The organism is Escherichia sp. E1130 (assembly GCF_005781065.1).
Classification (GTDB): domain Bacteria; phylum Pseudomonadota; class Gammaproteobacteria; order Enterobacterales; family Enterobacteriaceae; genus Escherichia.
In genome coordinates, this window is the sequence record NZ_VATL01000045.1 from 18,094 (window position 1) to 29,838 (window position 11,745).

General features: G+C 51.7%; 13 protein-coding genes and 1 pseudogene. 4 read left to right on the forward strand and 10 right to left on the reverse strand.

Translation table 11 applies throughout. The features are described from left to right. Positions 1-5 precede the first annotated feature (5 nt). Positions 6-335 (reverse strand): DUF883 domain-containing protein, encoded by a 330-nt coding sequence (locus tag FEK66_RS24350; protein ID WP_032281474.1) that lies wholly within the window; start codon positions 333-335, stop codon positions 6-8. Positions 336-486: 151 nt separating this feature from the next. Between FEK66_RS24350 and FEK66_RS24355 the strand changes: the two genes are divergently transcribed. After that, positions 487-831 (forward strand): DUF2002 family protein, encoded by a 345-nt coding sequence (locus tag FEK66_RS24355; protein WP_130208081.1) that lies wholly within the window; start codon positions 487-489, stop codon positions 829-831. A 37-nt stretch (positions 832-868) separates the two neighbouring features. Here FEK66_RS24355 and alaE read toward each other — a convergent pair whose 3' ends face one another. Further along, on the reverse strand, positions 869-1,318 hold the full coding sequence (alaE, locus tag FEK66_RS24360) for an L-alanine exporter AlaE (RefSeq protein WP_130208083.1): 450 nt from the start codon (positions 1,316-1,318) through the stop codon (positions 869-871). 662 nt (positions 1,319-1,980) lie between these two features. Here alaE and stpA point away from each other — a divergent pair. After that, entirely contained in the window at positions 1,981-2,382 is a 402-nt protein-coding gene (stpA, locus tag FEK66_RS24365) for a DNA-binding protein StpA (protein ID WP_064529914.1), read from the forward strand. 46 nt (positions 2,383-2,428) lie between these two features. Here stpA and FEK66_RS24370 read toward each other — a convergent pair whose 3' ends face one another. Beyond that, a complete protein-coding gene (locus tag FEK66_RS24370; RefSeq protein ID WP_130260073.1) occupies positions 2,429-2,953 on the reverse strand; it encodes a rhodanese family protein in 525 nt (174 codons plus the stop codon). A 9-nt stretch (positions 2,954-2,962) separates the two neighbouring features. Beyond that, positions 2,963-3,262: a metalloregulator ArsR/SmtB family transcription factor gene (locus FEK66_RS24375; RefSeq protein WP_130208087.1), complete on the reverse strand. Its 300-nt coding sequence runs from the start codon at positions 3,260-3,262 to the stop codon at positions 2,963-2,965. A 173-nt stretch (positions 3,263-3,435) separates the two neighbouring features. Here FEK66_RS24375 and FEK66_RS24380 point away from each other — a divergent pair, with 173 nt between their 5' ends. Together FEK66_RS24380 and kbp are read left to right on the forward strand one after the other, a co-directional pair. After that, positions 3,436-3,594, forward strand: coding sequence for a YqaE/Pmp3 family membrane protein (locus FEK66_RS24380; RefSeq protein ID WP_000508177.1), 159 nt, complete (start codon positions 3,436-3,438; stop codon positions 3,592-3,594). Positions 3,595-3,676: 82 nt separating this feature from the next. Then, positions 3,677-4,123, forward strand: a complete 447-nt coding sequence (gene kbp, locus FEK66_RS24385) for a potassium binding protein Kbp (RefSeq protein WP_064529911.1) — start codon at positions 3,677-3,679, stop codon at positions 4,121-4,123. 6 nt (positions 4,124-4,129) lie between these two features. Here kbp and csiR read toward each other — a convergent pair whose 3' ends face one another. From csiR to glaH, 6 genes and pseudogenes are all read right to left on the reverse strand, one after another. Then, on the reverse strand, positions 4,130-4,789 hold the full coding sequence (gene csiR / locus FEK66_RS24390) for a DNA-binding transcriptional regulator CsiR (protein WP_135494971.1): 660 nt from the start codon (positions 4,787-4,789) through the stop codon (positions 4,130-4,132). 20 nt (positions 4,790-4,809) lie between these two features. Next, entirely contained in the window at positions 4,810-6,210 is a 1,401-nt protein-coding gene (gene gabP, locus FEK66_RS24395; RefSeq protein WP_135407608.1) for a GABA permease, read from the reverse strand. Positions 6,211-6,447: 237 nt separating this feature from the next. Beyond that, a pseudogene (gene gabT / locus FEK66_RS24400) lies at positions 6,448-7,728 on the reverse strand (4-aminobutyrate--2-oxoglutarate transaminase). A gap of 13 nt (positions 7,729-7,741) precedes the next feature. Continuing rightward, positions 7,742-9,190, reverse strand: a complete 1,449-nt coding sequence (gene gabD / locus FEK66_RS24405; RefSeq protein WP_135494970.1) for an NADP-dependent succinate-semialdehyde dehydrogenase — start codon at positions 9,188-9,190, stop codon at positions 7,742-7,744. A 22-nt stretch (positions 9,191-9,212) separates the two neighbouring features. Continuing rightward, on the reverse strand, positions 9,213-10,481 hold the full coding sequence (gene lhgO, locus FEK66_RS24410) for an L-2-hydroxyglutarate oxidase (RefSeq protein WP_130260080.1): 1,269 nt from the start codon (positions 10,479-10,481) through the stop codon (positions 9,213-9,215). 19 nt (positions 10,482-10,500) lie between these two features. Continuing rightward, positions 10,501-11,478, reverse strand: coding sequence for a glutarate dioxygenase GlaH (gene glaH, locus FEK66_RS24415; protein WP_135494969.1), 978 nt, complete (start codon positions 11,476-11,478; stop codon positions 10,501-10,503). Positions 11,479-11,745: the final 267 nt, after the last annotated feature.

An 11,745-nucleotide genomic window follows, 5' to 3' on the forward strand; every position in this document is an offset into this window, starting at 1 on the left:
TTTCACTACGATTTACGCATGCTTAACAACGCGCCGATAAAAATACCTACCGCAGCAGCTGTTCCCACACTACACCAGGGTCTTTCACGAACAAAAGAGTCTGCGCAGCCAACAGCATCGCGCGCGGCTTGCTGGACGCGAGTTCGACCATGCATCCGCGCCCTGGTTTCTTTCAGTAAAGCCTGAGCTTTACTGCGTGCGGCTTCGGCTTCCCCTTTGGCGTTGCTGCCCCAGGACTTCAATACAGATTCCAGGCTGTCAGCTAATTGATTGACATCATTCTGAATATCCTGCACGCCATCATCGACGTCGTTACGGTTCGGTCTGTTAAACATATGATCTCCCATCAGGATTCAATGTAATTTTCAGTGTAGACCATAATTTTCTTAACAGAGATTCATCGTGGCTTTATGGACTTTTCTGAAAGCGTTGTGAATGCTCAATCAGGTAAGGTAGGGCCGCGGTAGATAATAACGAGGATAGAATATGTATTTACGACCAGACGAGGTGGCGCGCGTACTTGAGAAAGTCGGTTTTACCGTCGATGTGGTAACCCAGAAAGCTTATGGTTATCGCCGCGGGGAAAATTATGTCTATGTTAATCGCGAAGCGCGAATGGGACGTACCGCACTGGTAATTCATCCCACGTTAAAAGAACGTAGTTCGACACTGGCAGAACCGGCTTCCGATATTAAAACTTGCGATCATTACCAGCGGTTCCCGCTCTATTTAGCGGGTGAGCGTCACGAGCATTACGGCATTCCACACGGTTTCAGCTCGCGTGTTGCGCTTGAACGTTATTTACATGGATTGTTTGGCGAAGCCAATTAAAGACGCGACTGGCATTGCCAGTCGCGACAAAGAAGGATCAGGCTTTTACCTGCTGGTAATTGCTGACTTTGAACAGGCGGCGGCAGTAATCAAGGAAGTAGCCATAGACCGCACCCATCAACATCGAAACGACGATGTTTGAACTGACCGCTGCCATAATCTGGTGCCAACCCGCGCCCACGACGAGTAAGATTGCCATATATACCGGTGACTGGAACGTCACATAAGCCAGAATATCCGCAAGATTTTTTACCCAGCCCGACGAGCCAACTTTGCGTGCCATTCGCATAAATAGATCGCGGTACATACCGTATGGCCATGCAATTAAGATGTTCACCGGAATCGCTACCAGTCTGGAATAAAGGGACTGTTCGAAGCTCATTCCGGAGAGAAATACTTCGATAAACATGTTCACGACAGAACAGTAAACAACCATCGCGAACGTATCTGCTACTGCATGACGCAAGCGTGACTGCGGTGAGAACATGCCCATGCTCCTTAATAAACGCGAAATCGGATGAATGTGAATGCAGTGGTTTAAATTACCGTTTGCACTTTCGCATAGCGTATATCGCTGGCTATGACTTATCAATTAGTGAAAAATTTTTATTTCCTTGGTTTTTGTAGATAAAATATTCCGTAGTGGCGCATTTTTTGTACATTCTGGGTTTTTTTATGTCTTAAAATATAATGTTATTTTAAATCATTATGTTATGACGTAGTTCAGATGTTTTTTGGCAGAGTGATCAAGGTGTGTTTACGCAGCAAAGCGTAGAGAATTCGGCTTAGGAGCGCGCCTGGCCTCATTCAGCATCTTTTATGTTGTAAAGCCTGTAATGGCAGCACAAAGTTTCAGGTTTGAATAACTAATATGTATTCTTTTTATATGCATATTTATGCTGGTTGCGTGTTCCATTATCGGCCGGGGGGTTGTATCGTACGCCGGAACACTCGCCAGTCACTGTAATAAGTAAGTTAAATGGCTGCTATATAATTTGCATATAAGCATTAATGTGTCAGCAAATAACGCACGAAATAATATCCCTTCGCGATTGTAAATATATTAAATTTTGTGGAAATATAATAAGTGATCGCTTACACTACGCGGCGAAATACTTTTTGTTTTGGCGTTAAAAGGTTTTCTTTATTATGTCTGTAATGTTACAAAGCTTAAATAACATCCGCACCCTTCGTGCAATGGCTCGCGAATTCTCCATTGACGTTCTTGAAGAAATGCTCGAAAAATTCAGGGTTGTCACTAAAGAAAGACGTGAAGAAGAAGAACAGCAGCAGCGTGAACTGGCAGAACGCCAGGAAAAAATTAGCACCTGGCTGGAGCTGATGAAAGCTGACGGTATTAACCCGGAAGAGTTATTAGCTAACGGCACAGCTGCACCGCGTGCAGGTAAAAAGCGTGAACCGCGTCCAGCAAAATATAAATTCACCGACTTCAATGGTGAAACCAAAACCTGGACCGGTCAGGGCCGTACGCCGAAGCCAATTGCTCAGGCGCTGGCAGAAGGTAAATCTCTCGACGATTTCCTGATCTAATCCCTGGCGCCGGATGCCGCCTCTATGGCGCATCCGGCGTTGCTTCTCAAGTTCGCTGATTCCACGGCATCTTATCTAATAGCCTTGCCATCCCGCAAAAACCACTGATTCCTGCAAACATTAATCCTGCGCCGACAAATCCACTTAATAAGAAGAAGCTGCTATTAATGGCATAACCCAGTACGACGCCGATTAATATTAAGCCGCCAGCGGCGATCTGTACCTGACGCATTAATGGCAACGGTTGAGATTTATTTTCTGCTACCGGCAATCCCGCTTTTTTCCAGCCATCGATCCCATCTTCCAGTAAAAAGACCTCTGCGGGGGCGGCAATCGCTGCTAATTTATCGGCGTTATTGCTGGTGCGTTTACCTGCCTGGCAGTGGAATATAATTTGTTCGCTACGCAATTTATCCGGAAGACCAGACTGTTCTATCACGGATAATGGTGCCAGACAGGCTGCTGGAATATGTTCACGAAGATATTCGTCGGCATCACGAATATCGATTAACTTTGCACCACGCGCGATTAATTCTTGCGCGTCATGCGGTGAAATTGTTATCAAAGCCATCGTCACTCCTTACGGACAATAGATATTTTTCAGGGTGGCGATAATGGCATTTACCGCCTCATTTTTAATGGAATAAAGAATGCGTTGGGCGTCCCGCTGGCTGTCAATAAGCCCCTCGTCACGCATGCGAGCCAGATGCTGTGACGTGGCGGAGGCGCTAAGTCCGGTAATGCGAGCCAGTTCTCCGGCGCTGGTGCCGGGTGAACCGCAAAGCATGCACAGAATCAACAACCGTTTGGGGTGACTCATTGCTTTCAGTAAGGCCGCAGCCTGTTCGGCGCTGGCTTGTAGTTGGGCGAGTTCAGTCATATTTATTTAAGTATTTTCTAAATTAAGTGAATTCTAAACTAAAAATGCAACGTATACCAGCGTAAATGAGGGTAAACGCGTAGGCTGAAACTGGCTGGTTCCGCTAAAATTATTACGCTTAAGAGATAAAATCTCTTTTTAAACAATGGTTAATTTTCTTATAGGGAGTAAATATGGGTTTCTGGAGAATCGTCATCACCATCATTTTGCCGCCGCTCGGCGTGCTGCTTGGCAAAGGATTTGGCTGGGCGTTCATCATTAATATCTTGTTGACGCTGCTTGGGTATATCCCTGGTTTAATTCACGCTTTCTGGGTGCAAACCCGCGATTAACTCTGTGCTTACTCCGCGGCGTTAGTGCGCCGCGTTCCTCTGCTACACTTTCTGAGTGTTTCCGTTAACGAACGAGGTAACTATGGGTCTGTTCAATTTTGTGAAAGATGCCGGAGAAAAGCTCTGGGATACAGTTACTGGTCAGCATGATAAAGACGATCAGGCGAAGAAGGTGCAGGAGCATCTGAACAAAACCGGCATTCCAGATGCCGATAAAGTAAATATCCAAATTACCGATGGCAAAGCGACGGTGACTGGTGATGGTTTGAGCCAGGAAGCGAAGGAAAAAATTCTTGTTGCGGTGGGGAATATTTCTGGTATCGCCAGCGTAGACGATCAGGTAAAAACTGCGACACCAGCCACTGCCAGCCAGTTTTATACCGTCAAGTCTGGCGACACTCTTAGCGCCATTTCCAAACAGGTCTACGGCAACGCCAATCTGTACAATAAAATCTTCGAAGCGAATAAACCGATGCTGAAAAGCCCGGATAAAATTTATCCGGGACAAGTGTTGCGTATTCCAGAGTAATGGCGGTTAGTCCGCCATCGCCTGCTGGATAATGGGAATCGGCGTCAGCAAATGCTGGCGCATTAACTCACTGGCGCGCGCGGTATCTCGCGCCAGGACGGCTTCGATTAAAATTTGATGTTGGTTGTGTTTATCTTCCAGCATTTCCACGGAAAGTACCGTTCGCCGCAGCCAGATGAAGCGATAGCGCGCCGCCAGATCAAACAACCGTTCACGCATTTGCAGCAAATAGTGAGAACCACAGCCTGTCACAATTGCAGTATGAAACGCCTGATGACGCAGATCCCACTCATCAAGCATTTTCTCACTGGCGTCACAGGCCTCAAGCTTACTGAGCAGATGCGCCTTCGCAAGAACGTCAGCCTCCCACTCATCGCCACCGCGGGCAATCGCCAGACTCACTAGCATTGCTTCCATATTGGCGCGGGCATCGAAAATATCGAGCAACTCCTGCTCTGACATCGAGGCTACCCGATACCCTTTTTGATTCACCACCGTGACCAGTCGTTCTGCCACCAGTTGCGAAAGCGCTTCCCGCAACGGCCCAACGCCAAGTGCATAACGCGATGTCAGCAAACTCATCCGTAATTTTTCATCCGGCTGAAAATTGCCGCGAATAATATCGTTCTTCAGCCAGCGATAGCCATCCAGAGACGTAATGGTCATGGTGTGACTCCTGATCATTATCAGCGCGTATTATGAATGGGTGTTTTTTGCCACATTATCAGCTTTTTCCAGCGAGCCATAATTGGCACGGTACAGATAATCCCTATCGCTAATAAGCCGGTGGAGATCACTTCTAACTGTTGCGCTGGACGGAATAGCATTACCACCAACACAAAAGTAATAAAGCCAATCACCAGCCAGGTGAGCCACGGATAAAGCCACATTCGCAGGCGAATTTCACCGCCTTCTGCCAGCAGAATTTTGCGCATTCGTAATTGCGAAACGGCGATGACTAAATAAACCAGCAGGGCGATAGCGCCGGAGCTGTCGATCAGGAATTTAAACACTTTAGCAGGTGCGTAATAGTTCACTACCACCGTTAAAAATGCCGCACCGGTCGAGAGTAATACTGCCACGTACGGGGTTTTACTGCGGTTAATTTTACCCATTACCGCGGGCGCATCACCGCGACGGCTTAAGGAGTAGAGCATTCTTGACGCGGTATACAGCGCCGAGTTCAGGCAACTGGTTACCGACAGCAAAATAACGCAATCCATAATGAATTTGGCGTGCGGAATATTCAGCAGTTCCAGCACGGAACGGTAGGAGCCCACGGTTTTCAGTCCGGGCATATTCCACGGAATTAAGGCCACGACGACAAAAATAGAACACAAATAGAAAATAGAGATACGCCAGATAACCGAGTTGGTGGCGCGAACAATATGTTTATCCGGCGTGTCGGATTCTGCGGCGGCGATGGTGACAATTTCCGCGCCCATAAACGAGAACATGGTGATCAGCATCGCGCTTAATACCGCCCCGAAGCCGTTGGGCATAAAGCCGCCGCTATCCCATAATCTTGAAATACCGCTCACTTCTGCATATGGGTAAAAACCGCTAATCGCCACTGCGCCGAGGAAAATAAATGCCAGGATGGCAATCACTTTGCATATCGCCAACCAGAACTCAAATTCTCCGTAGTTTTTAACGCTTAATAAATTACTGCCGGTTAAGGCGAGGGTGATAACGAGGGAAAATAACCAGATGGGAATACCGGGAACCCACGAGTGCAGGATCATGGCGGCGATGTTGGCTTCCAGAGGTATAACCAGTACCCAAAACCACCAGTACAGCCAGCCGATGGTATAGCCCGCCCAGCGGCCAATGGCTTTATCGGCATAGGTGGAGAAGGAGCCGGTGTCGGGCGTGGCTACTGCCATTTCCGCCAGCATCCGCATAATCATAACCACCAGTAGCCCGGCGAACAGATAGGCCAGCAATACCGCCGGGCCTGCTTCGGCGATGGCGACGCTGGAACCGACAAACAGACTTGCGCCGATAACACCGGCAATAGACAACATGGTGACGTGGCGTGATTTCAGCCCGCCGCCTAACTCATGTGATTGCGATGATTGCCCCATCCTGAATCCTCTCGAAAGTGTGTCACTTGGGAGAGCGCCCCGACATTTCCCGCGTCGGGTCACGCGTTTAATTGTTATTGATTCTTTTTGCCGGAGAGCGGCTCCGCCTTATCCGGCCGACATAGATTTATTCCTGTTCACGTACAGATTGTCGGATACGGCATAAACGCCTTATCCGACCTGGATTCTCGTAGGCCGGACAAGACGCAATGCGTCGCTTCCGGCATGGGTACGGACTTACTGTTTCGCCTCAGCAAAACACTGGCTGATGATATCCAGACCCTGCCGGATCTGAGCGTCTTCAATGGTGAGCGGCACCAGGATGCGCAGCACGTTGTAATACGGGCCGCAGGAGAGAAGAATCAGGCCCTTATCGCGGGCGCGCGCCACGATGTCGGCGGTGAGTTTGGCGTCCGGTTTGCTATGATCGCCATCTTCAAACAGCTCGATGGCGATCATCGCCCCCAGCCCACGTACGTCGCCGATCTCCGTGTGTTTTTCGGCGATCGCCAGCAATCCGTCTTTCAGCTTCTGCCCTAGATCGTTGGCTTTTTGCAGCAGATTTTCCTGCTCGAACACCTTCAACACTTCCAGCGCCGCCACGCAGGCAATCGGGTTACCGGCATAGGTACCGCCCAGGCCGCCCGGTGCGACAGCATCCATCACTTCCGCGCGCCCGGTGACGCCCGCCAGCGGGAAGCCGCCCGCGATCGATTTCGCGAAGGTGGTGAGATCTGGCGCAACGCCCATCTGCTCCATCGCAAACAGCGTGCCGGTACGCCCCGCGCCGCTCTGCACTTCATCGGCAATCAGCATGATCCCGTGTTCGTCACACAGCGCGCGTAAACGCTGCATAAAGGCTGGCGTCGCGGCGTAGAAACCACCTTCGCCCTGAACCGGCTCAATCACGATGGCAGCGATATCTTCCGGCGCCGCGTCATTTTTGAAGATTCGGTGGATACTGGCGATAGCGTCATCCTCGCTGATGCCGTGCAGCGGGCAAGGATAAAGCGCGCGATAAACATGGCCCGGCATCAGGCCCATACCCGCAGAGTACGGATTCACCTTGCCGGTCAGCGCCAGCGTGTAGTGCGTACGCCCGTGATACGCGCCGCTAAAGGCGATGGTGCCGCTGCGTTTGGTGGCGGCGCGGGCGATTTTCACCGCGTTTTCCACCGCTTCGGAACCGGTCGTAACCAGCAGAGTTTTTTTGGCAAAATCGCCCGGCACCTTCTGATTCATAATCTCGCACAGCTCCAGATACGGCTCGTAGGCCAGTACCTAGAAGCAGGTGTGCGACAGTTTTTTCAACTGCGCTTCCACCGCGGCAACCACCTTCGGATGCAGGTGCCCGGTATTGAGCACCGCAATCCCGCCCGCGAAATCAAGATACTCACGGCCTTCAACGTCCCACACCCGGCAGTTTTCCGCGCGGTCAGCGAAAATCGGGTGAATTTGCCCAACGCCACGGGGAATCGCCTGACTGCGGCGCTGCATTAACTCTTTATTGCTGCTCATTCGCGTTCTCCAGTTAAAGACCGATGCACATATATTTGATTTCTAAGTAATCTTCGATGCCATACTTCGAACCTTCACGACCCAGACCCGAGGCTTTAATGCCGCCGAACGGGGCGACTTCATTGGAAATAATGCCGGTATTGATGCCGACGATGCCGTACTCCAGCGCCTCACCCACGCGGAAGACGCGGCTTAAATCACGGGCGTAGAAATAGGCGGCAAGGCCAAATTCGGTGTCATTGGCTTGCGCAATCACATCAGCTTCATCTTTAAAGCGAAACAGCGGGGCGAGGGGGCCAAACGTCTCTTCTTTCGACACTTTGGCGTTGGCCGGAACGTCCACCAGAATGGTCGGCTGGAAGAAGTTGCCGCCGCGTTCGTGTGCTTTACCGCCGCAAACCACGCGCGCGCCTTTCTCCAGCGCATCGGCGATATGCTCTTCCACTTTTGCTACCGCTTTTTCATCGATCAGCGGCCCGATGGTGACGCCTTTATCCAGCCCGTCGCCGATGTGCAGTTTGCTCACCGCCTGCTGCAATTTTTCGGCAAAGCGGTCATACACGCCGTCCTGCACGTATAAACGGTTGGCGCAAACGCAAGTTTGCCCGGCGTTGCGGAATTTCGAGGCCAGCGCGCCTTCCACGGCTTTGTCGAGATCGGCATCGTCAAAGACGATAAACGGCGCGTTGCCGCCCAGCTCCAGCGACACTTTTTTGATGTCTTTCGCGCACTGTTCCATTAACTGGCGGCCAATTTCGGTCGAGCCGGTAAACGACAGTTTGCGTACCAGCGGGTTGCTGGTCAGTTCATTACCGACCGCGCCTGCCGAACCGGTGACCACGTTAAACACGCCAGCCGGAATGCCCGCGCGAATCGCCAGTTCCGCCAGTGCCAGCGCAGAGAACGGCGTCTGACTGGCGGGCTTCAGCACCATGGTGCAGCCTGCCGCCAGCGCCGGACCGGCTTTACGGGTAATCATCGCCGCCGGGAAGTTCCACGGCGTGATGGCGGCGGTAACGCCAATCGGCTGCTTGATCACAATCAGGCGCTTATCGGCCTGATGACCGGGAATGGTGTCGCCATAAATGCGTTTGCCTTCTTCGGCAAACCACTCAATAAAGGAGGCGGCGTAGCTGATTTCGCCTTTCGCTTCAGCCAGCGGTTTGCCCTGTTCGAGGGTCATCAGGCGCGCTAAATCGTCCTGATGCTCCATCATCAAATTGAACCAGTTGCGCAGAATGGTGGCGCGTTCTTTGGCGGTGAGCGCACGCCAGGCGGGCAGGGCGCGGTTGGCGGCGTCGATAGCCGCGCGGGTTTCATCCGCGCCCATTTTCGGCACGCTACCCAGCTTGTCGCCGTTCGCCGGATTGGTGACGTCGATGACCTCGCCATTGTTGGCGCCCAGCCATTCCCCGTTAATCAACGCCTGCTGGCGGAATAAGTTACTGTCGTTAAGTTTCATTGTTACGTCCTGTTTTCAAAGGTTATTGATTAAATGCGGCGTGTAAGGCATCCACACTACGTGCCGCTCGCAGCGTGCGTCCGGGGTTACTCTGGCTTGCCAACAGCGTTTGTACCTTGCTGACAATATGCGCACCAATAGGAATTGCTGATGTCGCTGCCGGGGAGGGCGCATTGCAGGTGTGGATCGTGCGCGGGGTGGTGACAAACAGAAAATCGTCAATCAGCTTGCCGTCCGGCGATACTGCCTGCGCCCGCACACCGGCGGGCCAGGGCTGGAGATCGCTTAACGAAAGCCGGGGACAATACTTTTGCACCAGCCGCAGATAGCCGCTTTTGCACAGCGAGTTTTTCATCTCGCCCAGTCCTGAGCGTAGATGGTTTTGCAGCACCCGGCGAATCCCCGACGAGCCCAAAATCTCTAGCGTGTCGCTAAATGAGAAGTCGCGCTTGCGATAGCCTTCGCGTTTGAACGCCAGCACCGCGTTTGGCCCGACGGTGACGCTGCCGTCGATCATGCGGGTGAGATGCACGCCCAAAAACGGCATTGCCGGATCGGGAATGGGGTAAATCAGGTGGTTAACAATGTGGTTATGCTCCGGCGCAAGGCGGAAATACTCGCCGCGGAACGGGCAGATAATAAAGCCTGGTTCGAGGCCGAGCATTTTCACCAGCCGGTCAGCCATCAGCCCGGAACAGCTAATCAGCGTCGATGCTTCATATTCGCCGCCCTGGCGGGTATGTATCACCACGCCGTTTTTATGCTCATTAAGGCCGCTGACTTCGGCGTTATAGATAATCTCACCGCCTCTGGCCTGGAAGATTTTTGCCATCGCCGCCGTCACTTCGCGGTAGCTGACAATACCGCTGGACGGCACAAAAATGCCGCCGAGCCCGGTGATATTCGGTTCGCGCTCGCGCAGTTCGTCGGCGTTTAACCACTCGCGCTCGATACCGTTCGCCGCCGTGCGTTCCCATAAGGCGCGCATCCTTTCCATTTCGAGATCGGACGTGGCAACCAGCATCTTGCCGCAGTTGTCGTAGCGAATGCCGTTTTGATCGCAAAAGGCTTTGGTGGCGCGGTTTCCCGCCAGGCAAAACTGCGCCTTCAGGCTGCCGGGCGTGTAATAGACCCCGGCATGGATCACGCCGCTGTTGTGGCCCGTCTGGTGACAGGCCGGGCCGGACTCTTTTTCCAGCAACGCAATGCGGGCGTCCGGATAGACATCAATCAGTTGCATGGCGGTCGACATGCCGATGATGCCGCCGCCAATAATCACAAAATCATACATCCGCTCAATTCCTTTGCGCTTACTGATGCGTCTGGTAGTGGTTAGTGGCGTAAGCGAAATAGCCACGCTGGCGCATCAGTTCGCGACGCAGATCCGGATGCGCGGTAAAGCGGTCGCGACCGTGCAGCCAGAACAGATTGTTAATCAACAGGAATTTGCCAACGGGAACGGGCACAGAAAGAATGCCTTTGCTGGTTTCAATGGCATCGGAAAGCTCGCTCAACCACACGCCTTCTTCGAAGTCTTTCGGCTGGACGAACTGGTCGATATAACGCATCACCGGGCGACCCTGCTGATCGACGTCGAACACCGGATGGAATACATCTTTACTGACGTTTTTACTCGGCGGCGCGGCAAAGCGCATTGGGCGACGCGCCAGCGGGTGGCGGAAATAGTGGTCCAGATGTTCCCAGTCATCGAGATGCAGCAGCAGCGAATTTCCGCCCTGCATGTTTTGCTCATCGATTTTCATCATCAGCACGTAATCGGTGATTTCTTCAACGTAGGTACCGTCGTTATGCAACTCCATCACACGGTGCGGCTGACGCAGATAGCTGTCTGAGTTATCGACATTTTTCACTACGAAACGCGCGTAATACTGACCGCTCATGGCATCGAAATTGGAACGACCAATCAGATGCGCCACCGCCGTTGCCAGCTTCACCATCTCATCTGCCTGCGCGACATCATCGACACCCACCGCATTGATCAACAGCGCACCTTCAGCGCGGTTTAGCAGCGTCTTCAACAGTAACGGTTGCAGCTGGTTCGCACAGAGATCGTCAAGAATTTTACCCACCCGAAAACGCAGAAACGATTTGTACTCCAGCGCCTGCACGGGCCACTCGGCAACCTGCTCGAGGAACTGTTTGGTCGTCTGTTCGGTGAAGGTGAGTTCCAGTAGACGCGGGGATTGCGCCGACGGGGTGAGGGTGAATCCGCTATAGTCCTGGCCTGAATCGACAGCGTTGTTTTGTACGGCGGTCAGTGCATTCATCAGAAGCGATCCTCTTATGAGATGTAGGGTGACATGGCGATGTTCATTTCGTAGCCATAATCTAAAAATATCTACATTTCTGAAAAATGCGCACAAAAGTTACATATTGTTTTCTTATTGTGATCAAAAACAACAAATCAATAACAAAAATGTAAGGGGTAAGAATTGGGATGAAAGGGAATGAATAATTAAAACAATATATTAAGTGTACTTATACTCATTTTCGAACTGGTGGCATTTGTTTAAATGTAAGCGTACAGTGAGAAC

What these genes read in the sequence shown, in the direction of transcription:
- FEK66_RS24350 (WP_032281474.1), bottom strand. Translation starts at nt 335, where the DNA reads ATGTTTAACAGACCGAACCGTAACGACGTCGATGATGGCGTGCAGGAT.
- FEK66_RS24355 (WP_130208081.1), top strand. Translation starts at nt 487, where the DNA reads ATGTATTTACGACCAGACGAGGTGGCGCGCGTACTTGAGAAAGTCGGT.
- alaE (WP_130208083.1), bottom strand. Translation starts at nt 1,318, where the DNA reads ATGTTCTCACCGCAGTCACGCTTGCGTCATGCAGTAGCAGATACGTTC.
- stpA (WP_064529914.1), top strand. Translation starts at nt 1,981, where the DNA reads ATGTCTGTAATGTTACAAAGCTTAAATAACATCCGCACCCTTCGTGCA.
- FEK66_RS24370 (WP_130260073.1), bottom strand. Translation starts at nt 2,953, where the DNA reads ATGGCTTTGATAACAATTTCACCGCATGACGCGCAAGAATTAATCGCG.
- FEK66_RS24375 (WP_130208087.1), bottom strand. Translation starts at nt 3,262, where the DNA reads ATGACTGAACTCGCCCAACTACAAGCCAGCGCCGAACAGGCTGCGGCC.
- FEK66_RS24380 (WP_000508177.1), top strand. Translation starts at nt 3,436, where the DNA reads ATGGGTTTCTGGAGAATCGTCATCACCATCATTTTGCCGCCGCTCGGC.
- kbp (WP_064529911.1), top strand. Translation starts at nt 3,677, where the DNA reads ATGGGTCTGTTCAATTTTGTGAAAGATGCCGGAGAAAAGCTCTGGGAT.
- csiR (WP_135494971.1), bottom strand. Translation starts at nt 4,789, where the DNA reads ATGACCATTACGTCTCTGGATGGCTATCGCTGGCTGAAGAACGATATT.
- gabP (WP_135407608.1), bottom strand. Translation starts at nt 6,210, where the DNA reads ATGGGGCAATCATCGCAATCACATGAGTTAGGCGGCGGGCTGAAATCA.
- gabD (WP_135494970.1), bottom strand. Translation starts at nt 9,190, where the DNA reads ATGAAACTTAACGACAGTAACTTATTCCGCCAGCAGGCGTTGATTAAC.
- lhgO (WP_130260080.1), bottom strand. Translation starts at nt 10,481, where the DNA reads ATGTATGATTTTGTGATTATTGGCGGCGGCATCATCGGCATGTCGACC.
- glaH (WP_135494969.1), bottom strand. Translation starts at nt 11,478, where the DNA reads ATGAATGCACTGACCGCCGTACAAAACAACGCTGTCGATTCAGGCCAG.